The sequence below is a fragment of the Candidatus Peribacteria bacterium genome, from assembly GCA_023038255.1.
GTDB lineage: Bacteria > Patescibacteriota > Gracilibacteria > Peribacterales > Peribacteraceae > CALREJ01.
Genome location: CP082927.1, coordinates 396,132 through 422,018 on the forward strand (window position 1 = coordinate 396,132; position 25,887 = coordinate 422,018).

The following is a 25,887-nucleotide window of genomic DNA, read 5'->3' on the forward strand; positions in this document are numbered from 1 at the left end:
CCAGCCGCCCCTCCGCTTGCCCCTTCACCCCCCGGGTGGCCGGACTCCACCCCGACGAACGACGGGACTTCATTTTCGCTTTGCGAAAATGTTTCTGGTGGAACTTCTTTTTTATTAGAACAAACAGAACTCCCTCGCCCGTTCCGGGAGAGGGGCGGGGAGAGGGCTAGGCCTTCAACACCATCTTCATTCCCCAGTTCGTCAGTCCAAACACTACAGCCAGTACCAGCCAGCCTGTAAATCCTCCAAAGAAGGTTAATGTCACAACGGCTGGGTCCATTCGTTCAGCAATTTTCTGAATGATAAACAGGAAGAGCCAGTTCATGATGATGGTGGCAATCAATCCGAAGACGAGATGAAACGGTGCAAAGACAATGTGGAGGACCGGGCGCATGATCATGTTCATAAGCGTGAGCAAAGATCCAATGATGATATACGCGGGGATGCCTCCATTCAGATAAAAATACTGTTCCAATTTTGTGCTCAATAACCACACAAGACCAATGGTCAGTACCCACTGAAAGATGATTTTTGTCGGCCAGGAAAATCCACGGGACTCAGCCATCAGACTTTATGGAAGCGGATAACAATAGAGGTGTCTTCAATAGCGACAGTGATCGGGTCTCCGGTGGAGGCGCCAAGTACGGACTTGGTTTCGTCTGCGATAAACTGACCGTGGCTTCTTAGGACGCCATCCATGCCTTCAATCGAAAGCCCGATCGTATCCGTATGCAGCAGACCTGACTCTTTACGAAGTTTCTGGACGGAGCGGATGACATCGCGGGCGTAGCCTTCGGCGATCAGTTCATCTGTGAGCGTGGTTTCCATGCTGACAACAACACCGCCCTCCGCTGCCATATCGGCACCTTCACGACCGTTGTAGATAATTTTCACTTCATCCGGACTCAGGCGTTCATCCAGAATCAGCACTTCGCCGTTTTCTTCTACTGTAAACTCGCCTGCCTTTCCGGCCTTGATAAGTTCCTGGACACGGCCGCCAAAGCGCGGACCTGCCTTGCGGGCATCGACCATGGCAATGCTCTGGCCCAGCGATCCTGCATCCTCCGTGAATGTGACGTCTTTCACGTTGAGTTCCTGCCGCAGAAGCTGCAAATCCTCGTTTGTAAGATCATCTGCCTTCAGCATCGATACAGGAATGGCAATGATGGATTTGCTCAGGGGCTGGCGGACTTTGATCTTCTTTTCCGAGCGGATCTTGTTTCCCAGGCGCACGATCAAACGTAGCACGCGGTTCTTGCGGATAAGGGCATCGTCCTCTTTTGTCAGTGCCTGCATCGTCGGCCAATCTGTCAGATGAATGGAGCCATGCTTGGCAGGACTGAGGTTGAGGTAGATGGCATCGGTGATAAACGGACAGAACGGCGCCAGGACCTGGCTGATGGTTAGAAGGACTTCATGGAGCGTGGTGAGTGCAGCCTGACGTTCTGCATCATTCCCGTCTGCGTACACATCCTGCTCACCGGCAGTTTTGCCGGCGAATCTGCGGCGGGAGAGGCGGATGTACCAGTTGGTCAGTGCATCAATGGTCGAGCCGAGCTCGTTACAGGTAGCGGAGAGATCATATTGATCCAGCTGTTCCGTCATGCGGTTCACCAGATCCTGCACTTCTGCGCGGATCCATTTATCGAGCGGGTGATTCGATGCGATTGGCTTACTGGAGGGCTCGAAGCCTGCTGCGTTCGCGTAGGTGACGAAGAAGCTGTAGCTGTTCCAGAGCGGGAGAATCACGTTACGCACTGTCTCTTCTACCACCTTTTCCGAGAAGCGGAGGTCCTCTGCGCGCACAGCCGGAGAGCTCATCAGCGCAAAACGCAGTGCATCGGCACCATGCTTTTCCACGACTTCGACGGGGTCCGGATAGTTTTTCAGGCGCTTGCTCATTTTGCGTCCGTCTTCGGCAAGCACGGTTCCATTCACAATACAGTGTTTGAATGCCGGCTTTTTGAAGAGTGAGGCGCTCAGCACTGTGAGTGTATAGAACCAGCCGCGTGTCTGGTCGATTCCTTCCGCAATGAAGTCTGCAGGGAAGCCTTTCGGCAGTTCACTGCTTGATTGCTCAAACGGGAAATGGCTCTGTGCGTACGGCATCGATCCGCTTTCGAACCAGCAGTCGAGGACGTCCGGGATGCGCCTGAGGACAGGATGGAGGGGGAAATCGATTTTTTCTGTGTTCTGAGGCAGTAAGTTGATACCTTCTGCATAGGAGCGGTTCTCAATCACCAGGCGCAGCGCCTGTATGAATCCGCCATGTCCGACAAGAAGCACACGCTTTCCGGCAAACTTTTCACGGATCATTGCTGCCGCCTGTTCTGCGCGGGAGAGTAATTCCTGCAGACTTTCACCATTCTCCGGTGTGTGGTGACTGAGAGCGGCATCCATGTCTGGATACATCAGTGGCTTGTTTTTGATGACTTCCGCAATAGTTTTCCCCTTCCAGGAGCCAAAATTCCGTTCACGGAGCATGGCCCATTCTTCTTCATGCGGTGCGTCGATAGCTTTTTTGATAAAGGCAGCCGTCTTCGCTGCGCGCGGCAGATCGGAGGACAGGACAACATCAAAGGTGCCTTTGCCCATCGTCTTTGCCAGTGTCTCCGCCTGCATGTCGCCGGTAGCGTTGAGAGGTGTGTCGTCATCATTAAAGCGCTTGTCTTTATTACGGTCAGTTTCTCCGTGACGCACCAGTGTCAGCTTCACACTGGCATCACTGAGAGACCCTGACCAGGTCAGATCATCAATCACATCTTTGTGCAGATCCATCTGGCTCTGTGTGCTGTGATCCCAGAAGTACGTCTGTGGAGTGGCATGGGACGCAAGTTCGCGTGCGACAATCTTGTAGGGATCTTCTTTGGTAAAGAAATGATCGACCACATACATCGGGTCGCCATGTGTGACGATGGCGATGTGGTCACTTCTGTGTTTTGGGAGCGTTTCTTCAAAGAATGAGAAAATGCGCGCCTTCACACTGTCCCACGGCTCCATGCCGGGAAGATGATACGTGCTCTGCGGAGAGGTGAGAGATTTCTTATCCTGACGGAGCTGTTTGGAGATCTCCAGGTCTGCAACCGGGATTGTTTTCCCTTCGTGCTCACCCATATCAATCTCGCGGAGACGGTCATCCACAATAATCTGCGCTCCTGTTTCTTTTGCGAGTATTTCCGCTGTCTGCAGGGCTCGCGCGATAGGGGAGGTGTAGATGACAGTCGGGACAATCGAGCTCTTGTTCAGGAATGCTGCCGCAGATGCTGCCTGCCCTTTTCCAAGATCTGTGAGATTGGTACCGGGCATTGTTCCCTGATAGATCGGGATCAGATTTCCCTCGCTCTGGCCGTGGCGGACAACCGATACTTTGGTGAATCGGATCAGCTTATGCGCCATCAGATCTTCTCTGTTCATAATCACCTCCAATTCTTTCTTGTCATCCGTCCGCCAGATCGGGAGCGGGGTTCCCCAGTAGCGGTTGCGGGAAATAGCCCAGTCGCGTGCATTTTCGAGCCATTTACCGAAACGGCCGTCACGCAGGTGTGCCGGCACCCATTCGGTTTCCTGATTCACAAGGAGCATGTCCTGCTTCACTTTGTCGACGCTCACAAACCAGGAGCTGGTTGCGTAGTTCAGAAGCGGGGAGTCACAGCGCCAGCAGTGCGGGTAGCTGTGGCGGTAACTTGCGGATGTGAAGAGAAGGCCCTGCGCCTCCAGCCACTTGATGACTTTCTGATCGACTTTCGAGGGATCATCCTTTGGCTTCACGTCCATACCTGCAAAATCCGTGACAGCAGGGACAAACTGGCCGTTCATTGTGACGTGCTGCAGCGGCTGATAATCCTTTCCGAAAATCTGCTTCCCGACCGTAAAGTCATCCTCACCGAATCCCGGAGCGATGTGCACGATTCCCGTTCCGTCCTCGGTGGTGACAAAATCGCCACTGACCACTTTGAAGGAATCTTTGTAGGCATCCACAAAGTAGGGGAAGAGCGGCTTATACGTTTTCCCAATGAGCGTCTCTCCTTTGAATGCATCTCCTGTGACCTCATGCTCTTTCTTCTCAAAAACCTTTCCAACAAGAGCTGCAGCGACAATGTACACAGCGCCCTCACAGCGAACCCTGACGTAGTCGGTCTCGGGATGCACGGCCAGGAACAAGTTTCCGGGAAGCGTCCACGGCGTCGTCGTCCAAGCTAAAATGTAGGTTCCTGGCTCATCGGCTAGCTCAAAGCGGACGGTTGCAGACTGATCGGTCACATCTTTATATCCCTGTGTGACCTCAAAGTTGCTGAGAGGCGTGCCGCAGCGCGGACAGACGTGCATCGGCTTATATCCCTCATAAATCAGGCCTTTGTCGTGCAGTGACTTGAACACCCACCAGATGGATTCCATGTACTGCGGGTCCATCGTCTTATAGTCATGATCCATATCCACAAACCGCCCGACGCGCTCGACAGTTGCTCTCCATTCCTTCGTATAACGCTGCACAATGCCGCGGCAGAGGTCATTGAAGGCTTTTACGCCCATGGCCTCAATATCCTGCTTTCCCTTGATATTATGCTCCTTCTCGATTTCGTACTCGATCGGGAGGCCATGACAATCCCACCCAAAACGGCGTTCCACGCGCTTTCCTTTCATTGTCTGGTAGCGGGGGATCACGTCTTTGATGGTGCCTGCAAGCAGGTGTCCATAATGCGGCAAACCGGTCGCAAACGGCGGTCCGTCGTAAAAGCTGAATGTGTCGGCCGTACTACGGTTTTTAATGCTGCGCTTGAAGACATCTTCGTCTTTCCAGTACGAGAGAATGCCGTGTTCAAGCTGCGGAAAGGATTGGCGGGGGTCAACGGGGTCAAACATAGAGGGAGTATAGCGGAAATACTGTGGGTTTTAAGGTGCAGTAATGACCTAAATTTTGCTTGACTGCAAGCCATTTATCATTAAAATGCGCGCGCAATGATTAACTTTGTTTCAGTACCGGAAGATACGAGCGAGTTGCTTGAGAATTTGGACGGCGATCTCACGCATTTTGTGACTCAAGTCAGTCCTGATGTGGCAATGAATGTTGCTGATACGGTATCGAAAGGTGTAGAGGATACAAAACAGGAAATGCTCCGTGTCGTTGCAGCAAATGCCGCAATGAGTACAGTCCTCGAAACAGAGAAAAGGACCACATGGGCATTACTTTTCGCAACAGCATTAGAAAAATGCCGCGAAAAGGCACTTTCACTTAATCTGCTTTAAAACAAAGTCTACGAAGATGCAGTAGACTTATTTGTTTTTTTATTTCATTATATTTCCGATGTCTATCGCCAGTAATGGATCGGCAAATGGTTTTGAAAAAGACCCTCTTGAAGATTTAGTCAGAGAGGAGCTTTTAAAAGCTATAAAAGGAAAAGAAGGCATTCTTGAAGAAGATCCGACAGATCCATCCCTTCCTAATGTGATACGGCGGGTAGATGATGGAAAGAAAGGTGTACGTCAGGAAAGCACTCAATTAATGGGCATTGCTCCTGAGCATCTTGAAATTGCACGCCGGCTCGAAACAAGAATTCTCAGCTTAGAAACCCCGCGTCTTTTGGAACAGATACAGGCTTTGCATGATGATTGTTTGCTCCCTGCATCTTGTTTGGAGCACGCAGTAAAAGGAAATCCTCGACCATTGAGTGATGTCATTAAACACGGAGTCATTCTGGATAGATTTGATCCGCCCCAAGAAGAATTAGCTATCTACCGGCAGAACATGCCAGGTTATTTGTCACCCAAAAATTTACTCATTGCTAATTTGAACGGCTCGATAAAGCGGCCTGGAAATTTTGCACTTGTGGGACTCATTGATCCTGCAAAAAATGAAGGTGAAAATATTGTTGGATATATTGATGCCCGGTTTCCTCCTCATGAAGACGAAGAAGTGGATCGTCGCTTGTATCAAATGTATATGACTAACTTACTGCAGCTTGATGGAAAGCCCGGGTTGGAAAAAGGTGAATTACAATATAAGAGAGGATGGGAAACAGATGCACTGGTACGACAGGTGGGAAAAATGTGGGAGATTGGGACTATTCTTGTGAAGCGCGGATACAGAAAAGCAGGGGGCGCAGAAATTCTCCTGAATGATATTGAGCAGCATATGATTGAAAAAGTGGGCCCAGAAGGAATCCGTAGAGTAATCTGTTCAGTTTTTGATGGCTTTAGTGCGAAATCGGAAGGACAGCCGGCAGATCTTGGCTCCAATCCTGCGAGTAAAGATTTCTTTAAAGAGAAATTTGGCTTTTGCAAACTTGCAGGAAGATATCCGGATCATGAGGTTGTGGTATTTCCGATTAATGGAAAACTCACCCCCCTTGTTCCACACTGGGAAGTGCTTTACCAGGGTGAACATCGTCTAAGAAAGGCTCTTGATGCCTCGCCCATTCTTCATTATCTCGGACGCCGGGAAATGTAGGCAAAGAGGGGTGGGATACTATAGATCAGGCATCATTCTTTTTTGCAAACATATTGATATACGCAGTCGGCAAAAATGCTCCGCAGGAGACAATAACTCCAGCGATCAGTGTGTACATATTCGGGATGCCCATCAGAATAGATTCGCTCAGGATGGTTCCGGGAATAATCAGGAAGGAGAACCGGAGCACGAAATCGAATTCTCTGTGTGAGAGAAGGTAGTAGTAAATGTAGTACGGCAGTCCGGAAATAAGAATCGTACAGATGACAACGAGCCCGATGGAGGATGGGGTGAGATTGTTGAAAGACGAAAATGCCAGAAGCGGCAGGCTGAAGATGAGTCCGAGCACGGAGAGTGCGAAGAAATACTGTGCGGCGCGCAGGGAAACCTTCTCTTTGCGCTTGTAGCGTTCGCTGATGATGGAGAAAGCGGTGAAGGAAGCGATGGAGAGCGCGGTATAGATCATGCCTTCCGTACTCCAGTCCGGATTTTTTCCAACGAGCAATGCCAGACCCGCAACAACAATTGCCCATGTGATTGCCAGCAGCATGACGCGCTTCCGGTTCACAATGGTTGTCAGAATAATACCGGCGATCGTCATCGGAATGGTGTAGTGAGAGGGCATAGTTTCCCGTACAGCCGCATACGTGGTGAGCGCTGTCAGGAAGAAGAGGATGGCTGTCAGGAGCAGCGAGGGGTTGCGCAGTGACAGTTTTGCCTCCGGCAGAATCTGATGTGCACGCACCCAGGCAAGGAAGCAGCCACTCAGAATAGTCAGTGTTCCGAAGAAGATAATGCTGATTTCTGCAATCGAAATGCCGGTGTACTGGAGGAGCAGTTTGGTGGCCGCCGGGTCGAGTCCCCAGAGAAGGAAGAGCAGGCAGGTGAATGCGATGCGACGGTAATACGAAATAGTCGGTGCGATCTCATACTTACCCGGAGCAAGTTGATTCATGGCGATACTCATATTCGTTTTTTCCCCTTCCGATAAACGTATTTCAAATTCAAGCTTCCGCCGCTCTTTTGTGGCCTTCAGCACTTTCATTTTCCTGATGTCATACATCTGCATCATGGCGCCGAACGGCATCAGACTTGTTGTCGCAATATCACAGATAAATGTGTACAGCCTCTTTTTTGTAAGACTGCTTTTCTTCTGTGCCACCGTTTGCTGAAAGAGGATGGATTCCACCTCCTCGACCGTCATCCGTCCCTCGGCAATCTGTTCATACAGAATGTCCAGACCGAACTGACGCTGTGCACTCAAATTTTTCTCGATCACATTGCGGTCAAATTCACTGATGTACCCGCGCCTCTTGTGTCTGAGATATTCTTCCAGCAACGCCTGGCCCAGATCCTGCTTGATTTTCTTGTCCTGCTTGGAGAGAGATTCACGGATCATGGCTGCAGCAACGCCGGTATGGACTGAGCGGAGCCACTCAAGTTTTACCTGCATCGCTCCATCAAAACTTGCCTGAATGGTGCAGGAATTCTCAAGCTCTGTGTGGAATGCAGCCGGTTGGTCATTGATGTAGATTTCTTTTGTGTAAATTCCTTTTTCACCATACAGATAAAAAACAGCATCCAGCGCGGTTGATTGTGCGGGCAGAAGCTGAATGTTGTTTCCTTCACCGTGTACGAGAATCGATTCACCCAGAATATCGTTCTGCAGGCTCAACCAGAAAATATCGCTGCGGTTAGCGGTGTCCTGGGAGACCGGAGAAATGTGTTTGGTCCAGGGAAGGTAGTCGAGCAGTCCCCGTTCTTTGGCATCAAAACAGCGCGTTGTAATGCCTTTCCAGGCGTATTCCTGCATGTCCGTCGTACGGATTTTGCACTGAATACGCATTCCGTTCTCCATGATGATAGTGGTGTGTATTGCTTCGTATCCGTTGATGATGGGAGTGTTGATATAATCCTGGAAGGAGAGCTCATCGCGCTGCCACGTCTGGTGCAGAATGCCGAGTGTCGTATAACAGTCTTCCACGTCTTTACAGACGAAGGCGAGATTAATGAGCGGGGATATGATGCGCCCCTTTTGTTCAAGGCTGTACTGCAGCTGGAGGTTGTCCCAGGATTTTTCCTCAATAAGAATCGTGAACGGCAATTTCCGGACATTCCGTTCAGCAGACTGGAGGATGGATGTCAGAACGGATTTGCTGGTTTCCTCATTTTTGCGCCGGATTTCCAGAAGATGCGGCATGAGGTCCGGTTTCAAAATCTGCAGTGACATGGATTCCAGCTCATCGCGCACACGGCGCATACACAGACGGTCGGCGATTTTGACGTAAATATCCATTGTTTCCTGTGCAACACGGCGCTGTTTCTCGATGGGGCGGAAACCGATTGTCTGCATGTTGTGAAGACGGTCCGCCAGCTTGATGGTCATAATGCGGATATCCGTCTGCATCACTGTAAAGATCTTGCGGATTGTTTCGATTTTTTCATTCAGAGACGCCTGATGTGCGACATCCTCATAATTCAATTTCGTCAGTCCATCAATCAGGCGTGCAACTGCTGCAGGGAATTTTCCTTCAATATCCGCCATCGTGACGGATGTGTCCTCGACGGTGTCGTGCAAGAGGGCGGCAATGATGGTGTCTGCATCTGCACCCATATCAATAAGCAGGCGCGCAACGGCGACGGGGTGCGTGAAATATTCCTCCCCGGACTCTCTTTTCTGGCCTTCATGTGCTTTTTGTGCAAGATCGAATGCTTTTTGAATGGACTTTTGCTGACTTAGTGTGAAATGCCGAATATAAAACGAAAATTCGCTCCACTGCATAATATGGAATTATACGCCTTTTTGGCCTTATTCAAAGCTTTTTTATCTGCCTTATGAGCAAAACGGCATGTTTACAATGTCTGACAAAAGCATTTGCGTCCTATTTTGTACTATCTCTGCATAAATCTTTGAGATAGTTGCATACAGGACAATGATAGGGGTATACAGACTTTTAGGTGTGTATGCCTCGCGTCTATAATTCAGTCTTGCATCTTTCCTTCTGATTATGCAAAGACCGCTCATTTCCATGGAACAGGGGATGTTCCAACAAATGGAAATATCTCAAATCTGGCAGAATGGTGCGGCAGCAACCGTGAATGCATTAGTCGGTCAATTTGCAGATAATCTGAGTCTGCAGCAATCTCAGTGTTATGAACAACTGAATGGGAACGCGGCGGCACAGATTGAACTTTCCGCATTACTGGCCAAGCGCACTATCAATCGGCTGGGCGTTGAGGCTTTTGATAAAGTACTGAGGATCTATCAGGGTAAGGGGGATATGGTGGAAATGGAGGACTGGATTGAAGAGAGTGTTGAGGAAGAGGTGAATCAATGGCGCAAGAAAAACAGGGCCGGGTATCATCACATACTGGATACAGCTGTCTTTCAGGGCGACGGCAAATCCTCTGAAGAAACAGCACGCAGTGAGTGGGAGAAAAAAATACAATTGCTGGATGCACAATGGCGCATTCGCTACCCATCCGGAACGCGGGAATTTTTTTCCAAAGTCAGGCAGGCTACATACAGGGAAATGCAACCCGATGATGCTTTTACTATTGCAGAGATTCATAATTCCCGGCTGCTGGACCGTAAGGTTATGGAACTGATTCGGGACAAGCAGACGCCGGAGAGTGTGGCAAAAAACATTGATGCCTTCAGGGAAAAATTGCGCAAAGGCCTGTTTGACCGTCCAATCAGTCATGAGAAATTGGCCGAGGATCTCCAGAAAAAAGAGGAAGGCTCCCTTCAGCTCACGGGTCGTATTCTGGAGTCTGATGGTAAAGTTCTCGCATGGAATACGTGGCTGCAGACGCCGTTGAACCCCAATGATTCTGTACGTGAATATATACATGACTATCTGAGACACGGAGAGACAGGCGGCAGGATGCGTTATTTTCATATTGTCGACATGGGAGCCGGTGCAATGCAGCAGTATCTGATGGAGCGGTGGAAAAATATTCAGCTCTTTGGCACCATCCATGGTCTATATCCGTTTGCGGCCAATAAATTATTTGCGCTGAGTGCAGAGGAGATGAGGTATAGAGATCATCATCTGTCTCATCTCATTCTCGATCGCATGGGTTCATTTGTTATTAAGCCGGATTTTGTTCTATCGAAATCCCTGGGGGTGCACTGGAATACCCCCCAAAATAATGCCAATAATCAGCTCTTTTTTATTCCCCGGAGATTCCGGGATATCGCAATGGATTCGAACAAGGACAATCCCCGGGCGGTGAGCGTCGGGGTCATTGATGGAAAGGAGCGTACGTTAAATCCCAGCTGGATCGTGTCCCGGGGTGACATGAGAGACGTGATTCCGGCAAGTATGAAGCTGTGGAGGGATGAGCAGATTCGTCATGCTGATCTGTCGCCCGATACCTATGAAGAAAACAAGATCAATCCGACTCTTTCTGAAGGTTCAAAATAAACCCCCGCACGTTGCTGTAGATTTTTTCATCAGGGATCGCCTGTACTTCATCAGCTGTAAACCACCGCAGCTCTTCCCCTTCGTTCTCTTCCAGTGTCAGCACCTGGTCTTCATCAACCGGTCTTGCAAGATACACGAAGTCCATATGTTCATGAGCCGGTTCATTATGGGCGGGGCGGGCTTCAATGGTTTCGAGCAGAAAGGCGAAGGGTTTTTTCAGAATGCGTCCTTCTGCGGGGTTGGTTGCAAACAGATTGTCCTGCGCATCGCCGGTAATCTCCACATCGAGTCCGGTCTCTTCTTTGCACTCGCGTTTTGCGGCATCTTCCGGCAGTTCATTCTCATCAATATGGCCACCAGGGGGCATCCACTTTTGGGCTTTCTTGTGCCAGAGGAGGAGGATGCGCTTCTGTGAGTCGACGACGAAGGCGGAGGCGGTGAAGTGGCGGATCATAGAGAGGAGCTTATCGAAGGTTATCTTTTGTGAGAATGGGTTTCTTAGTATCTTGCTTCCCCTCCGGGGGCCGCTGCCGCGGGGGCATTCTTTTTGCCCCTGCAGCAAAAAGAATCAAAAAGTGCGGTCCGGCCAGAGCCACTGACCGCTGACCCCCTCACCCCCCGTGGCCGGACACCTCCCAACGAAACCTTCATTTTCACTTCGTGAAAATGTTCCTGGTGGAACTCTTTGTTTTATTGGAACCAGGAGAACTCCCTCTCTCGTTCCGGGAGAGGGGCGGGGAGAGGGCTCACTCTCCACCCTCCGTTTCCAGCAACAAAATCTCCGGCGGACAGAAGAGTCTTGCTCTCACTCCTGACACGCCGGTTCCCTCTGTTATGGCAAGAGTGCAGGTTTTTGTAATGTGAAACAGTCCGCGATCATACGCACGGCCGAGAGTGTCCGGAATGGATGTCAGTGCGCCGATGAATGGCAGGCGGATCTGGCCGCCGTGTGTGTGGCCGGAGACGATCAGGTGTGCGCGGTGTGAGTCTTTGTTCAGAATCACGTCGGGGTTATGGGAGAGCAGGATAGTTGCTGCGGAGTCCGGGATATCCGCACATGTTTTCTTCAGATCAAATGACTCCATCCAGACATCGTCTGTACCGGCAATCACCAGTGGCTCGTTGTCGATTGTGATGGTTTTGGATTTGTTCCGTAAAAAATGAATGCCGTAGGAGGACAGACGCTTTTCAAGGTCATCCGTTTTATCAATCGTGTAGTAATGCAGACGGGTGAACATCGAAATGTAGGCGCCGGCGTCGTGGTTTCCGGGAATGGCGAAAACACCGTAGCGCGTTTCCAGTTTTTTGAGCGGATCGAGATCTGAGAGATCAGCGGCTTCGTCATCAATGCAGTCTCCTGCAATCAGAACAATGTCGGGCTCCAGTCTGTTCACTGTGCGGACAATGCGTTCCACGAATGATGCATCTTTATAGACGCCGACGTGCAGATCGCCAATCACGGCAATACGCAGTTTTTTCCGGAAAGGAAGACGGATCTTCCGGCGCCGGACAATCAGCAGTTCCGGTTCAAAGAATGATCCCCACACCGTCAGCACTCCGCCAAGCCCCATCACTGTGGTGACTATGATCAGAAACCATCGATACACATCGGAGAGTTGGTCGCTCTTTTGGAGCTGCGGAATGGTCCAGGACAGAGTCACAAGCACGCTGCCGATCAGCAGCAGTATGGCGGAGTCCCAGACTGCAGTGTGGAAGGTGGTACGGCGCGAACAGGAGGACATGAAGAGAGGAGCGGGAACAGAACGATATTATTTCTTCGCCTTCTGCTTATCGAGCATTTTCTTCAGATACTGCCCCGTGTAGCTCTTCTCGACTTTTGCGACTTCTTCCGGTGTACCGGTTGCAACAATGAATCCACCACCCGATCCGCCGTCCGGTCCGAGATCCACCACGTAGTCGACGGTCTTCAGCACATCGAGGTTATGCTCAATCACAAGCACGGTGTTACCCTTATCGACAAGTCTCTGCAGGACCTCAAGGAGTTTGCGGATATCTTCGAAGTGCAGACCCGTGGTCGGCTCATCGAGAATATAGAATGTCTGTCCTGTGGATCTGCGGAGCAGTTCGGTTGCGAGCTTCACGCGCTGCGCTTCACCTCCGGAGAGGGTGGTCGCACTCTGGCCGAGGTGCAGGTAGCTGAGTCCCACGTCTTCGAGTGTCTGGAGTTTTTTCTTCAGCGTGGAAATCGAGGAGAAGAATTCGATCGCTTCCTTCACGTTCATGTTCAGCGCTTCGCTGATGTTCTTTCCTTTGTACGTCACTTCCAGTGTTTCACGGTTGTAGCGGCGGCCGTGACAGACTTCGCAGGTCACAAACACGTCCGGCAGGAAGTGCATTTCAATTCTCTTCAGACCGTCACCCTCACATTCCTCGCAGCGTCCGCCCTTCACGTTGAAGCTGAAGCGGCCCGGCTGGTAGCCGCGGAGTTTTGCTTCCGGTGTGGCGGCAAAGAGATCGCGGATATCGGTAAAGATACCTGTATAGGTGGCGGGGTTACTGCGCGGCGTGCGTCCGATAGCGGACTGGTCGATCACGATTGCCTTGTCGAGATGCTGGATGCCATTGAAACTGCCGACGTTCTGGGCACGGGTGTGTGCTTTGTTGAGTCTGTGCAAAAGTTCCGGCGCGAGAATGCCGTGAATGAGACTCGATTTTCCGGAGCCGGAGACTCCTGCAATACCGATGAATGTGCCGAGCGGGAGAGAGACATCCACATGGCGGAGGTTGTGATGATGGGCATCTTTCACCTCAATGAATTTTCCGTTGCCGGTGCGGCGCTTTTTCGGAATCTCGATCGAGCGCTTGCCACTCAGGTACTGACCCGTAATAGAATCTTTATTGTTGATGAGCTCAGACGGCAGGCCCTGTGCGACGACGCTTCCTCCGTACTTACCCGCACCCGGTCCGATTTCCAGCAGATAGTCTGCGGCTTCCATGGTTTCTTCATCATGTTCCACCACAATCACCGTGTTGCCGAGATCGCGCAGTTTCACAATCGTATCAATCAGACGGGCATTATCACGCTGATGCAGTCCGATGGACGGCTCATCCAGCACGTATAGCACTCCTTCAAGCGCCGATCCGATCTGCGTTGCCAGGCGGATGCGCTGCGCCTCTCCTCCGGAGAGTGTGGAAGCGGAGCGCGACAGGGTGAGGTAGGTGAGTCCGACGTTCTGGAGAAATGTCAGACGTGCCACAATTTCCTGTAGGACCTTTTTCACAATCGTGAACTCGTACGGGCTGAGATGCATGTCGGTTGCCTTCTTCGGATTTTTTGCATCACCCGGGATGAGAGCGGAGAAGAATGTTTCTGCTTCATCAATACTCATATCCGTTGCAGCGACGATATTCTTGTCACCCACCGTGACGCCGAGAATCTCTTTCTTCAAGCGCTGGCCTTTACAGACCGGACAGGGCAGCTCCAGCATATATTCCTCAATCTGGCTGCGGACGTAACTCGAATCTGTTTCATTGTGGCGGCGCTGCAGGTTACCAATCACTCCTTCGTACGTTGTTTTATAGGTGGCATCGAAACGGCCGTCCATTTTCACCATCAGCGGATGTTCGTATCCGTGCAGAATAATTTTCTTGTGCTCATCTTTGAGGGATTTCCATGGAGTCGACATGCTGAACCCGGTTGCTGCAGCGAGAGATTCAAGTATGTGGATCATGAATCCCATGCGGCTGGCGGATGTGGTCCACGGATGGATGGCGCCTTCCGCGAGTGTCAGGTTTTCATTCGGCACAATTGATCCTTCGTCGACCTGCAGAATGGACCCGAGTCCGTGACACTCGTCACAGGCTCCGTGCGGAGAGTTGAACGAGAAGCTGCGCGGCTCGAGGTCCGGCACCTGTTTCTCCGGATGCTCCGGACAGACAAAAGACTCGGAGAAACGGACTTCGTTATTCGTATCAGCATCCAGCACAATGATCGATCCTTCGCTCTTCTTTAAACAGAGCTCCACAGAATCTGCCAGACGGGAGCGGTGCGGGTTTGCCTCATTCTCTTTCACGGCAAGATCGCGTACGACCAAACGGTCGACCACGATATCAATACTGTGGGCTTTTTTCGGATCAAGTGTCACTTCCTCATCCGTCGTCATCACCTGACCGTCGATGCGCACGCGGACAAATCCTTCCCGGCGGATGGCATCAAGAATTTTCAGGTGCTCCCCCTTTCTTCCTTCTATAAGCGGTGCCAGCAGGTAGATTTTTTTGCCTTCGGTCATATTGGCGATCGTTTCTACAATCTGACTGGAGGACTGGCGCTCAAGGAGACGGTTACATTCCGGACAGTGCACCTTTCCGATTTTTGCCCAGAGGAGACGCATGTAGTCGTAGACTTCTGTCACCGTTCCCACCGTAGAGCGTGGATTTCTTGGCGCAGTTTTTTGATCAATAGAAATGGCAGGGGATAGGCCTTCAATAGAATCAACCTCCGGCTTTTCCATCTGGGAAATGAACTGGCGGGCGTACGCGGAGAGGGACTCCACGTAGCGGCGCTGACCTTCTGCGAAAATCGTATCGAACGCAAGTGTCGACTTGCCGGATCCGGACACACCGGTAATCACCGTCAGCTTGTTGCGCGGGATGGTGACATCGATATTTTTAAGGTTGTGCATCTTGGCACCTTTCACGACTATGGAATCCATACGACAGAATGTGGAATATACAAAAAACGCCCCGCGGCGAGGCGCGTTGCGACAACCAAGCTTAACGATTTTTAGAGCTCTTGTCTAGGGTTTAGGGGAGAAAGAGAAGATGGGGGGATTTCTGTAAGTTTCCTGATATCTGCTAGTCTTATACACATATGCGCACTCCTTCCACCCTCCTTGCTCTCTTTCTCCTGGCAGCCTGTACATCCGCCGGTCCGGTGACACCCGGCTCAGGGACGGGAACGGTTTTGCCGTCATCCGCAGCAACAGGAACGCCATCGGTTCCAGGAATTGACGCGACAGGTCTTGGCTTCACTGTGCCAAATGACATGAAGATAGAAGTCTTTGCCAAGAATCTTGCAGGCGCCCGCGTCATGGTGCGCGATAACTTTGGAGGAATCTGGGTCAGTCGTCCGAGTGCGGGGGTGGTGACACTGCTGGAGATTGGCAGCGGCGGAACAGTGACCAATCAGTACGATATTTTCCGGGGCCTCAAAAATCCCCACGGTCTGGCCATCGGTCCGAGTTCAGTCGGCAGCGGATCTATCCTTTATATAGCGGAGGAGACTTCCATTAAAAAAGCGGTCCTCTACTCAGACGCTCCGGTGGAAACCATCGCCACCCTGCCGGCAGGGGGCAGGCATACGTCCCGGACGATCGAGTTCGGTCCGGATGGCCGGCTCTATGTCTCCATTGGCTCCACTTGTGATGCGTGTGTGGAGGTGAATGAGAAACACGGAACCATTCTGTCGATGAAGCCGGACGGGACAGACCAGAAGATTGTAGCCAGGGGACTGCGTAATTCGGTGTTCTTTGACTGGAGTTATGTAACCGGTGATCTGTTCGCTACAGACATGGGACGTGACAACCTCGGCGACACGCTGCCGCCGGAAGAAGTGAACGTCATCACCGAAGGGTCACACTACGGCTGGCCGTACTGCTACGGAGACCGTGTGCGCGATACCTCCATTTCCGGAAACTTCGACTGTACAACATCTGTTCCACCCAAAGCGACACTGCCCGCACACACCGCACCGCTCGGCCTTGCGTTTGTTCCGGAGGAAGGCTGGCCGGAAGATTTGTGGTACGACCTCCTCGTCTCTGAACATGGATCGTGGAACAGTACCGAGTCGGTCGGCTACAAAATTGTCCGCATTCCGATGGATGCCAACGGCAATCCCACGGGCGACGCAGTGGATTTTCTGACCGGGTTCAGGAAAGGATCAGTCGTCCAGGGTCGTCCGGTGGATCTGATGATTGAGCCGGGTGGAACGCTGTACATCACGGATGATAAAGCAGGAGTGATCTACAGGATGTCGAGGACGAGTCCTGCGATGTGAATTCTAGATCCGAATCACTCGAGTTTCGGATCTAGAATTTAGAATGTCGAGTTTCAGATAGATAGTTTGCGTTTCATCACAAAAGGCGCCTACCTTCCAGCCTATCTAAAGGAAGGAACGTTGTATAACGAAAGTGTTCACCTTACAGTGGGATCCAAGCAATTTCCCACCCCTCTTTCCTTATGCGTACAGCTTGGACCCTTGGCGCTTCCGCCATTCTTCTTTCCCAGGGATTGTTCCCTCTCATTGCGCAGGCAGCGTCTTTTCCCGACGTGCCCGCCAGCAACCCGTATGCAGTCGCCATCAGTGCGCTTGCGGACATGAAAGTGATCAACGGAAATCCGGATGGCACTTTTGCGCCGGGCCGCACTGTCAACCGCGCAGAATTTCTGACGATGCTCTACCGAGCCAAAGCAAAGACAACCAGCACTCCCACCGCACCGTGCTTCCTGGACGTTCCGGTGACAGCCTGGTTCGCACCGGTCATCTGTGACGCTGCGAGCAAGACATATGTCTCCGGATACAGCGACGGAAAATTCAAACCCGAGCAGGCGGTGAACAGAGTGGAGGCTCTCAAGATGCTCTTCACAGTTCACGGTCTCAGCCAGCAGGCGACACCGGAGTCGACAGCTGCCGCTCTTGTCTATCCAGACATTTCCGCCAGTGCATGGTACATGCAGTATGTTGCTGCCGCGTTCCGTCTGAAGATTGTTCCGGTGCCAGGAGTCTCGTCCACATCATTCGGTCCGGACCTCCCTCTCTCCCGTGCCGAAGCCGCGGCATATATTTACAATGCCATCTCCCCGTCACCATTGCCGCTCAATGGTTCAGCATCATCTGTGACGACACAGCAGACCACGAGCACAACACAGCGCAGCAGTGCACAGACGCGCTCAACCAGAAGTGCAGCGAGCGCCGCCGCTCCGAGCATCACGAAAGTGGAATATCCTTTCACGTCAGAAGGACGCTTTACAGAAAAATTGTCCCGCTCGTATGTCTTCTCACTCACCCAGAGGGCGACCGTCTCCCTGCAGGCAACTGTTCCTGGAAATGTGACCGACGACAGCATCACCTGCCGTCTCTACAAGCTCGGCACTGCTGCAGACAGCTTCTCACTTGAGTACTATCTCGGTTACCAGGACAAAGGAACATGCACCGTCCGCGCCACACTCGCAACGGGCTCCTACCAGCTCGACATTGCGCCGCTCATGCCGAACCTTGCCTTCGCCGTCACATCAAAGTCTGTAACGGGTGATGGAAATGATGGCTTCGTAGAGGCAAAATCTCTTATCCTTGATGCGCCGTCTTCCACACAGCTTGATACAACAGACATGGGGGACTACTTCACATTCAGACTGAAAGAGGAAACAAGTCTGATGATTGAACTCACAAACGAAGAAAAGGTCCGCTGCATTATTTACCCGATGGAAGATGTCGATATTTACGGCTTCGCATCGCCGGAGTGCAACACGCAGTACACGTTCCCGGCAGGAACGTATTACATCGGAGTGGTGCAGAAAGATGGCAGAGCGTCGAAGCAGAATTACAGCATCAGGTACAAGAAATAATTTTTCCGCCGCACTTTGAAAAATACGGGGCACACGCTCCGTATTTTTTTTGATGATGAAAAATTTCCCGCAGAAAATATTTGATCAATACACAATCACATCACATTTTTTTCTGCGCGCCTTATGACATGCTTCACAAATTTTTTTTCTGCCCATACAATGAGGGCCATACATTATTTCCTTTCCCACCACTTCCCATGGCAGTAGCAAAAAAGAAGAAGACAACAGCCAAGAAGACAGTGAAGAAGGCAGCTCCGAAGAAGAAGACTGCTAAGAAGACTGTCAAGAAGACAACGGCTAAGAAGGCCACGAAGAAGAAGACAGCAAAGAAGACAACGAAAAAGAAATAAGTCTTTCTCCACTCCTTCCAAGAGCCCCTCGTAAGAGGGGTTTTTGTTATGTTCTCGGCTCCGCTCGAACTGACACAAAAACTGGTGTCAAAGTGCCATGGTGAGCGGAGCTGAAGGATTATTTTTTCTTCGTCATATGTATGCTGCCGTCTTTCATGCCGATGGTGACGCGGTCGCCCTCTTTGATTGTTCCTTCAATGATCTGCAGGGACAGTTCATCGAGGATCAGTTCCTGTAACACACGCTTGAGAGGGCGTGCGCCGTAGAGCGGATCGAACCCGCGGGCGGCCAGAAATTCGGTGGCTTCTTTTGTGAGCGACACCTCAATTCCCCGCTCCTGGAGCCGATTCTGGAGCTTCCCAATCTGGATGTTCACAATCGCTGCAATCTGCACTTCGGTCAGCGGCTGGAAGATGATGATGTCATCCACACGGTTCAAAAATTCCGGGCGGAATGTTTTTTTCATCAGATCATCAATCGCCTTTGTCTGCAGAACGCGCTCATGCTGATGCTCGGCTATTGCCGCCGATCCCAGGTTGCTGGTCATGATGATCACCGCATTTTTAAAGTCCACGGTCCGCCCCTTGCTGTCGGTCAGTCTGCCTTCATCGAGAATCTGGAGCAGGACATTGAAGACATCCGGATGCGCCTTCTCTATTTCATCAAGCAGGATGACGGTGTAGGGATGGCGGCGGACGGCCTCGGTCAGCTGACCTCCTTCTTCGTATCCGACATAGCCCGGAGGTGCGCCGATGAGTCGTGCGACTGCGTGCTTCTCCATGTACTCCGACATGTCTATGCGTGTCATCAGTTTTTCGTCGTTGAACAAAAACTCCGCGAGCGCCTTTGCGAGCTCCGTCTTTCCGACACCGGTCGGTCCCAGAAAAATGAAAGACCCGATCGGACGTGTCTCTTCCTGAATGCCCGCACGCGCACGGCGGACTGCGTTCGAGACCGCACGGATTGCTTCCTCCTGACCGATCACACGTTTGCCGAGTTCCTCTTCCAGATGCGCAAGTTTCACCGTTTCTTCGCTCAGCATTTTCTGTACGGGAATGCCGGTCCAGCGGGAAACGACTTTTGCAATGTCCTCTTCCGTTACTTCTTCCTTCAGAAATGAACTTTCTTTCTGCAGCTTCTGCAGCTCTTTTTCGGCTGTCTGCACGTTGCTTTCCAGATCCGGCACAAGACCGTACCGGATTTCCGCCACGCGCTGCAGATCGCCGTTGCGTTCTGCCTGGATGGATTCTTCCTTCAGCCGGTCGATTTCCTTGTGCGATGTTTTGATGACATCAATCACCGCTTTCTCATTCTTCCACTGAAGTTCCATTTTCGTCATACGTTCGCCGATTTCCGCAACCTCCCTCTCCAGTTCTGTCAGGCGCTTCTTCGACGCGTCGTCGGTTTCTTTCTTCAGCGCTTCGCGTTCGACGGTCAGCTGACGCATCTGGCGTTCGAGTCTGTCGAGTTCCACAGGCTTGCTGTCGAGCTCAATGCGCAGCTGAGAGGCGGCTTCATCCATCAGGTCGATGGCTTTATCCGGCAGAAATCTGTCGCTGATGTACCGGCTGCTGAGGGTGACTGCGGCCACGACCGCCGCATCGCGGATGCGGACACCGTGATGCACTTCGTATTTTTCTTTGATCCCGCGCAGGATCGAGACGGCATCTTTCACATCCGGCTCACCGACCTGCACCGGCTGGAACCTGCGTTCCAGGGCTGCGTCTTTCTCCACATGCAAGCGGTATTCCCGCAGCGTCGTCGCACCGATGGTCCGGAGCTGGCCGCGTGCGAGAGCGGGCTTCAGAAGATTGCCCGCATCCATCGACCCTTCTGCTGCACCGGCACCGACAATGGTATGCAGTTCATCAATGAAGAGAATGATCTGTCCGTCCGATCCTTCGATCTCCTTCAGCAATGCCTTCAGGCGGTCTTCAAATTCACCGCGGTACTTTGTGCCTGCAATCATCGCGCCCAGATCGAGAGCCAGCAGACGCTTGCCCTTGAGGGTATCGGGAACGTCGCCGTCTATGATTTTTTTCGCGAGTCCTTCCACAATCGCCGTCTTTCCGGTTCCTGGTTCACCGACCAGTACCGGATTGTTTTTTGTCCTGCGGCTGAGGATCTGCATGATCCGCCGGATTTCCTCGTCACGTCCGATGACCGGATCGATCTTTCCTTCACGGGCGAGTGCGGTGAAGTCCTGCGTGTACTTTTCGAGGACCTGGTATTTCCCCTCCGGATTCTGATCGGTCACGCGCTGGTTCCCGCGGAGTGCTTTCACTTCTTTCAGAACATCAGCGGGTTTGATATCGACTATACGCTTCACGTCTTTATCCCCGAGGAGCGCCAGGAACAGGTGTTCCGTGGAGACATACTCGTCCTGCAATTTCTTTTCTTCCGCTTCTGCCTCATCCAGCACCTGCTTGAGTTCCGGCGTCAGATATGGCGATCCGCTGCCGCTCACTTTTGGCAGTACGCCGATTGCCTGGCGGATTTTTTCCGCAGTATCCGCAGGATCGTGTTTCAGCTTTTGCAGCAACGACGGCACGACGCCTTCCGGCTGCTCGACGAGTGCGAGGAGCAGGTGGAGAGGGGAAAGTGCCTGTTGTCCGAGCGTCGTTGCAATCTGCAATGCGCTTTGCATGGCTTCCGCCGCCTTTGTTGTGTAGTTCTGAAAATTCATAGAGGGGAAGAGGAGTAGGGTGTTCCTCTGCATAAATTAGCACTCGTCATTATAGAGTGATAATAGCAGAGGTCAAGAGGGGCTTCCGGCAAAAGAGCTGGAATCACGACGAGTGACTCCAGCTTCTTTTTTGACCTGTCAGTGCATTGCCTCCTAAAAAATTATTGTGCAGGTGCAGGAACCAATTCAATTCCGCGCTGCCATCCCTTTCCTCGAACCTGTAGAGCGATCTTTACCGACTGGTTGTCTTCGATCCACACTGACTGCGACGTGAGTCCGTTTGCTGCCATGAGGCAGCGTGGCAGTTTGATGCGTGCTGGCAGAAGGATGTTCTGTGCCTTCATGCGTCTGACCACATCATCGCGCCAGCGTTGCATGGTGCGTGGCAGGGAGTAATTCCCGTTCTGACGATCTTCTTCCATCCACTGCGACAAGAGCGCCATACGTGCAGTTTTCGTCGTCGTGTCTTCTGCCTGAGCCTCTTCATCAATTGTTCCGCTGCGATCCAGGTAAATTTCGACCATCTTCTCTTCCTCCTTTGTAAATGGGCAATGCGTGTAACAGGGCGGACTGACGGCCATGACCGGCAATCCGCTTTGTGCACTCACGATGGTGTGAAGAATCAAAAAACGCCCCCGGCGTGAGTGGGAGCGTCTGTATTGCTTGGGTACCAAGTGAGATCCTAGTCTCGCACACAGAAAGCTCCGCTATCCGGGAGGACGCGGTAGTGCTTGACCTGTGTGGAAATCATGGATTGCATCTGTGCGCAGTATTCCAGCACATACTGGTGCCAGTCAACCCCTCTCAAATCCAGTCCTCCGCATCGGAACCCGTGCTCGTATCTGGTGAGCCGGATGACGTCTTTGCCTGCACTTTTATGATGGCACTGCGTGCTGTATGCAGAGCGTGTTGATTGGGATGGTTGATTACAATGTATGACAGATCTTCCTGGAGAAGTGTTTTGGTTCTGGTGACATGGAATTGCCGCAGTCGGCCATCTGGGGTGTCTGTTTTTGGGAGCAGGGACAGCTTGTTCAGGGCGGCGTTCATTGTTGCTTTTGCTCTTTCATAGACACGGTTTTCTGCAAGGGGGCAATGCAGTATCTCGAGCGTCACTTCTCTGAGGCCTACCTGGAAGCCCGAGAGAAACTTGCCCAGTGTATCGGGGTCCATTGTGTGGATGTCATTCGTATCCATATCTACTTTGAATGCATCAAGTCTGCGCAGCAAATCGGGCAGGGGATTATTTTTTTGCGTCAGGAGGAGCGTCGCACTTCTTTGTCGGGCAAGATTAATGATGCTTGCCTGCGAGGGAACGGGAGGAGTGGGAGTGGGCTCCAAGGGAAGGGCATCCTCTTCCTCTCTATAGATTCTGAGTACCATGCAAAGAGTATAACACGCCACAGTTTTCTTTTGTCATCTTTGAGTATTTCCCTCAATGGATACGACAAAATCATCAGAATACAAAAAGGACGATCGTGCAGACCGTCCTTTTTTTGAGAGAGAGATGCGTCAGAGTGTTGCGTACAGAATGGCAGCAACAGCCAGGATGGAGACCCACGCATGGCCGGCATCCAGCAGCCAGACTTTCCAGGACCTGCCGCTCCAGGCGTAAATGTTTGCAAGAAGCAGAGCGGAGAACGGCAGCCAGATGATGGTCGCAATCAGCAGAGCCTGCCAGATGTTATCGAGCTGCACTATCTGGAACGTGCGGCCGAGGACGGCGGACTGCAGAATGACCATTACAAAGTTTGCGGAGAGACCCGGGATCATCATCGAAAATTTGATGTCTTCTTTCTTGGGCTCCGGAATGTTATTGAGTTTCATCCACTGCTTTCCAAAAATGGGGCCGTGCCACATGGACCCGATGAAATAGGTAGCGACAAGTGCGAGGACAATACTGAGCACATGCGTCTGCATGTACCCGCCGATGGCAATCAGATGAATCATAAAAGAGGGGAAGGAATGTTTCCCATAGTACAGAATATATTCTGTATTTTCATCGTTGTTTTTTTTGTATGTCTTACTCTTGCAGCCAGAGATCCTTCTTCAGTGTCAGCGCCGCCATGCACCAGAGTGCGGTGCATGGCGGCGATAGGCTGTTAATTCGCGGGAATTGTTACCGTATTTGCCTGAAGTGTGACTCCACCAATGCGTGCCAGGAGACGACCTTCAATGTTTGCACCCGTTTTTGCAGCAATCGATTGATCGGCAAGAATGCTTCCTTTGAAGACAGCGTTCGCATTGATCGTGGCCGATGTACCAATCTGCCAGTAGACATTGGATGCCTTTGCTCCGCCAATAAGCAGAACCTGACGCCCTGTTGAGACCTCCAGTGTGGTTGCAACCTGGAAGATAAAGATGGCATTGCTGTTGCCTTTCGCATCCAGTGTCAGGTCGCCGGAACTGATTTCCACAGAAGAGCCGGATTTGTAGAGACCCGGACTCAGTGTCATGCCTCCGAGATTTCCGGATACGTCCACCGGTGCAAGTGTGCGTCCCGCAAGATCATTGTAGGCAACAGTGAGCGCACTTTTTGCATTCGCTGCCGCGATATCGGTTTCGTGGATTGCTCCTCCGGTTACAACACCAGGACCGAATCCTGTGACTGCTGTTCCCGGGCTCACACCCAGATCGCCAGTAACGGTCGTCAGACCAGTGTTCGTGACAGTCGATCCTGCCAATACAGCAAAGGTTGATGCAGCTCCCAGTGTGACAGAGCCTTGCGCTGCGACCGATGCAGAAGAGACGCTGCTTCCCTTTGAGAAAGAGGAGGATGAAGAAGAGACAACAGAAGAGCTTAATGAGGATGACCAGACGGAAGATGGCATGCTCGAAGAGGACGAACGCACGCTGGAGCGGGATGAGAGCGAACGAACGGAACTCTGTGAGGAGTTATTGTTCATATCCACCATACTCAAATGAAACTGGCGGTGCAGCATGTTTCTGGCCTGGAGCATCATGCGGCGCGCATTGTTATACGCAGCGGTCGCACGTTCTGCGAGGTGCGCTGTGTACCACTGGAGAAGGGTGGCTTCTGCAGTGCGGTGATACTCTCTGTGACCGGATACATTCGACGTTGCCGTCTGATGTGCCGCAGTCCACTCAGGGTTTGGAGCCTGGATGAAGCCGTTACTTGGCTGTGTGACCGGAACGGTCGTTGCTGCAAATGCAGACGGGATGATGACAGCCATACTCAAAACGGCCATCCCCAAGGAATGAATTTTTCTCATGGATAGAAGGTGGAGGAAACAAAATCCGATGGCAAATGCCGGGCGGATAACTATAAGACAGATTCTAGAGGTGTATCTGACCGTGCCCGCTCTTTATGGATTGACGGAAGCAGGGAAACAACGGTTCCGGCGGCACGTTTTCGGGGCCTCTTTTTTAGAGGAACAGACATTTCGTAGTACCATCTTTCTATGAAGACCAGCCGTACAATCATTCTCGGGATTGCAGCCATCATTATCCTGTTGATGCTCCGCAGCTGCAGCAGTGGCGACACAGAAGCAGTGAATATCCTCACAGTGAGCAAAGTGGCAACAACAGAAGAGATCAAAGAAAAGATCCTCGCGCAGGAGTATATAAAAGGACATCCGTTTCTTGGTCTCGCGATGACGCTGCATGGCGGGTACGACGGGATTGCACCGGGTGGGTACAGAATTGCCGATGGCATGGGCTCGTGGGCGATTGCGTCTGCGCTTACATCTGAACCCGCGCTCAAGTGGATCACGATTCCGGAGGGCCTGCGCAAAGAGCAGGTTGCGGACAGGCTCCAGGAAACACTTGGCTGGTCTGATGCGACACGCGAGGCATTTCTGAATACGAACATACAGAAACCGTACGATCTGACCGATGGTTTCTATTTCCCGGATACGTATCTTATTCCCACAGATGAAGATCCCGAGCAGGTGGCGAAGCGCTTCATCAATCGTTTTAATGATAGCTTCGCGCCGTATGTAGAGAAATTCAAAGAAGCGAACATCAAGTACGACACCGCCATCAAAATCGCATCGCTGATTCAGCGCGAAGCGGGAGGGAAGTCCGATATGCCGATTATTGCCGGCGTGCTGTGGAATCGCTTGCTCATCAAAATGCCGCTGCAGATAGATGCCACATTGCAGTATGCGCGGGGTGATGTGGGTGATGGCTACTGGGCTCCGGTCAAAGTCGCAGACAAGAAAATCGATTCCCCGTTCAATACCTACCTGAACGCCGGCCTGCCGCCGTCACCGATTGCGAACCCCGGATTGGATGCGATTGATGCGGTGCTGAACTCAGCGGATACGGAGTGTTTGTATTACATCCACGATAACGACCGGCAGATTCATTGCGCGGTGACGTATGAGGAGCATTTGGGGAATGTGGAGAGGTATTTGAAGTGAGTACTTT

At 51.7% G+C, this 25,887-nt stretch carries 18 protein-coding genes; 7 read left to right on the forward strand and 11 right to left on the reverse strand.

Features of this window, described 5'->3' with window-relative positions; genetic code table 11:
• Positions 1–166 precede the first annotated feature (166 nt).
• Positions 167–565 carry a phage holin family protein gene (locus tag K8942_01900; GenBank protein ID UPA22946.1) on the reverse strand — a complete coding sequence of 133 codons (399 nt, stop codon included), beginning with the start codon at positions 563–565 and terminating at the stop codon, positions 167–169.
• On the reverse strand, positions 565–4,860 hold the full coding sequence (locus tag K8942_01905; GenBank protein ID UPA22947.1) for a class I tRNA ligase family protein: 4,296 nt from the start codon (positions 4,858–4,860) through the stop codon (positions 565–567). The genes K8942_01900 and K8942_01905 overlap by 1 nt, the downstream gene beginning before the upstream one ends.
• 96 nt (positions 4,861–4,956) lie before the next feature.
• Between K8942_01905 and K8942_01910 the strand changes: the two genes are divergently transcribed.
• Together K8942_01910 and K8942_01915 are read left to right on the forward strand one after the other, a co-directional pair.
• Entirely contained in the window at positions 4,957–5,244 is a 288-nt protein-coding gene (locus tag K8942_01910; GenBank protein ID UPA22948.1) for a hypothetical protein, read from the forward strand.
• Between the two features lie 58 nt (positions 5,245–5,302).
• Positions 5,303–6,445: a GNAT family N-acetyltransferase gene (locus K8942_01915; GenBank protein UPA22949.1), complete on the forward strand. Its 1,143-nt coding sequence runs from the start codon at positions 5,303–5,305 to the stop codon at positions 6,443–6,445.
• 25 nt (positions 6,446–6,470) lie between these two features.
• On the opposite strand, the gene K8942_01920 is transcribed toward K8942_01915, so the two are convergent.
• Entirely contained in the window at positions 6,471–9,227 is a 2,757-nt protein-coding gene (locus K8942_01920; protein UPA22950.1) for an HD domain-containing protein, read from the reverse strand.
• A 226-nt stretch (positions 9,228–9,453) separates the two neighbouring features.
• Here K8942_01920 and K8942_01925 point away from each other — a divergent pair, with 226 nt between their 5' ends.
• Entirely contained in the window at positions 9,454–10,875 is a 1,422-nt protein-coding gene (locus K8942_01925) for a hypothetical protein (GenBank protein UPA22951.1), read from the forward strand.
• Here the strand turns inward: K8942_01925 and K8942_01930 are convergent.
• The 3 genes from K8942_01930 to uvrA all read right to left on the reverse strand — a co-directional run bounded on the left by K8942_01930 (position 10,844) and on the right by uvrA (position 15,548).
• The gene (locus K8942_01930) at positions 10,844–11,329 is read right to left on the reverse strand and encodes an NUDIX domain-containing protein (GenBank protein UPA22952.1); all 486 of its coding nucleotides are present in this window, start codon (positions 11,327–11,329) and stop codon (positions 10,844–10,846) included. The genes K8942_01925 and K8942_01930 overlap by 32 nt on opposite strands.
• 292 nt (positions 11,330–11,621) lie before the next feature.
• Positions 11,622–12,617 carry a metallophosphoesterase gene (locus K8942_01935; protein ID UPA22953.1) on the reverse strand — a complete coding sequence of 332 codons (996 nt, stop codon included), beginning with the start codon at positions 12,615–12,617 and terminating at the stop codon, positions 11,622–11,624.
• 27 nt (positions 12,618–12,644) lie between these two features.
• Positions 12,645–15,548: an excinuclease ABC subunit UvrA gene (gene uvrA / locus K8942_01940; GenBank protein UPA22954.1), complete on the reverse strand. Its 2,904-nt coding sequence runs from the start codon at positions 15,546–15,548 to the stop codon at positions 12,645–12,647.
• A 158-nt stretch (positions 15,549–15,706) separates the two neighbouring features.
• Between uvrA and K8942_01945 the strand changes: the two genes are divergently transcribed.
• The 3 genes from K8942_01945 to K8942_01955 all read left to right on the forward strand — a co-directional run bounded on the left by K8942_01945 (position 15,707) and on the right by K8942_01955 (position 18,809).
• Positions 15,707–16,891: a PQQ-dependent sugar dehydrogenase gene (locus tag K8942_01945; protein UPA22955.1), complete on the forward strand. Its 1,185-nt coding sequence runs from the start codon at positions 15,707–15,709 to the stop codon at positions 16,889–16,891.
• Between the two features lie 182 nt (positions 16,892–17,073).
• Positions 17,074–18,459, forward strand: a complete 1,386-nt coding sequence (locus tag K8942_01950; protein ID UPA22956.1) for an S-layer homology domain-containing protein — start codon at positions 17,074–17,076, stop codon at positions 18,457–18,459.
• 197 nt (positions 18,460–18,656) lie between these two features.
• A complete protein-coding gene (locus K8942_01955) occupies positions 18,657–18,809 on the forward strand; it encodes a hypothetical protein (GenBank protein ID UPA22957.1) in 153 nt (50 codons plus the stop codon).
• 118 nt (positions 18,810–18,927) lie between these two features.
• On the opposite strand, the gene clpB is transcribed toward K8942_01955, so the two are convergent.
• The 5 genes from clpB to K8942_01980 form a co-directional block, all read right to left on the reverse strand.
• Positions 18,928–21,495 (reverse strand): ATP-dependent chaperone ClpB, encoded by a 2,568-nt coding sequence (gene clpB, locus K8942_01960; protein UPA22958.1) that lies wholly within the window; start codon positions 21,493–21,495, stop codon positions 18,928–18,930.
• Positions 21,496–21,656: 161 nt separating this feature from the next.
• A complete protein-coding gene (locus K8942_01965) occupies positions 21,657–22,121 on the reverse strand; it encodes a hypothetical protein (protein ID UPA22959.1) in 465 nt (154 codons plus the stop codon).
• A 178-nt stretch (positions 22,122–22,299) separates the two neighbouring features.
• A complete protein-coding gene (locus tag K8942_01970; protein UPA22960.1) occupies positions 22,300–22,878 on the reverse strand; it encodes a hypothetical protein in 579 nt (192 codons plus the stop codon).
• A gap of 129 nt (positions 22,879–23,007) precedes the next feature.
• Positions 23,008–23,445 carry a DUF1761 domain-containing protein gene (locus tag K8942_01975; GenBank protein UPA22961.1) on the reverse strand — a complete coding sequence of 146 codons (438 nt, stop codon included), beginning with the start codon at positions 23,443–23,445 and terminating at the stop codon, positions 23,008–23,010.
• A gap of 152 nt (positions 23,446–23,597) precedes the next feature.
• Positions 23,598–24,689, reverse strand: coding sequence for a DUF3494 domain-containing protein (locus K8942_01980; GenBank protein ID UPA22962.1), 1,092 nt, complete (start codon positions 24,687–24,689; stop codon positions 23,598–23,600).
• A 228-nt stretch (positions 24,690–24,917) separates the two neighbouring features.
• Here K8942_01980 and mltG point away from each other — a divergent pair, with 228 nt between their 5' ends.
• Positions 24,918–25,880, forward strand: coding sequence for an endolytic transglycosylase MltG (gene mltG, locus K8942_01985; protein UPA22963.1), 963 nt, complete (start codon positions 24,918–24,920; stop codon positions 25,878–25,880).
• The last annotated feature ends 7 nt before the right edge of the window (positions 25,881–25,887 follow it).

Coding starts and splice junctions, on each gene's coding strand:
- clpB (UPA22958.1), bottom strand. CDS start 21,495: ATGAATTTTCAGAACTACACAACAAAGGCGGCGGAAGCCATGCAAAGC.
- K8942_01970 (UPA22960.1), bottom strand. CDS start 22,878: ATGGTACTCAGAATCTATAGAGAGGAAGAGGATGCCCTTCCCTTGGAG.
- K8942_01910 (UPA22948.1), top strand. CDS start 4,957: ATGATTAACTTTGTTTCAGTACCGGAAGATACGAGCGAGTTGCTTGAG.
- K8942_01955 (UPA22957.1), top strand. CDS start 18,657: ATGGCAGTAGCAAAAAAGAAGAAGACAACAGCCAAGAAGACAGTGAAG.
- K8942_01925 (UPA22951.1), top strand. CDS start 9,454: ATGCAAAGACCGCTCATTTCCATGGAACAGGGGATGTTCCAACAAATG.
- K8942_01900 (UPA22946.1), bottom strand. CDS start 565: ATGGCTGAGTCCCGTGGATTTTCCTGGCCGACAAAAATCATCTTTCAG.
- mltG (UPA22963.1), top strand. CDS start 24,918: ATGAAGACCAGCCGTACAATCATTCTCGGGATTGCAGCCATCATTATC.
- K8942_01930 (UPA22952.1), bottom strand. CDS start 11,329: ATGATCCGCCACTTCACCGCCTCCGCCTTCGTCGTCGACTCACAGAAG.
- uvrA (UPA22954.1), bottom strand. CDS start 15,548: ATGGATTCCATAGTCGTGAAAGGTGCCAAGATGCACAACCTTAAAAAT.
- K8942_01950 (UPA22956.1), top strand. CDS start 17,074: ATGCGTACAGCTTGGACCCTTGGCGCTTCCGCCATTCTTCTTTCCCAG.
- K8942_01945 (UPA22955.1), top strand. CDS start 15,707: ATGCGCACTCCTTCCACCCTCCTTGCTCTCTTTCTCCTGGCAGCCTGT.
- K8942_01935 (UPA22953.1), bottom strand. CDS start 12,617: ATGTCCTCCTGTTCGCGCCGTACCACCTTCCACACTGCAGTCTGGGAC.
- K8942_01975 (UPA22961.1), bottom strand. CDS start 23,445: ATGATTCATCTGATTGCCATCGGCGGGTACATGCAGACGCATGTGCTC.
- K8942_01980 (UPA22962.1), bottom strand. CDS start 24,689: ATGGCTGTCATCATCCCGTCTGCATTTGCAGCAACGACCGTTCCGGTC.
- K8942_01920 (UPA22950.1), bottom strand. CDS start 9,227: ATGCAGTGGAGCGAATTTTCGTTTTATATTCGGCATTTCACACTAAGT.
- K8942_01915 (UPA22949.1), top strand. CDS start 5,303: ATGTCTATCGCCAGTAATGGATCGGCAAATGGTTTTGAAAAAGACCCT.
- K8942_01905 (UPA22947.1), bottom strand. CDS start 4,860: ATGTTTGACCCCGTTGACCCCCGCCAATCCTTTCCGCAGCTTGAACAC.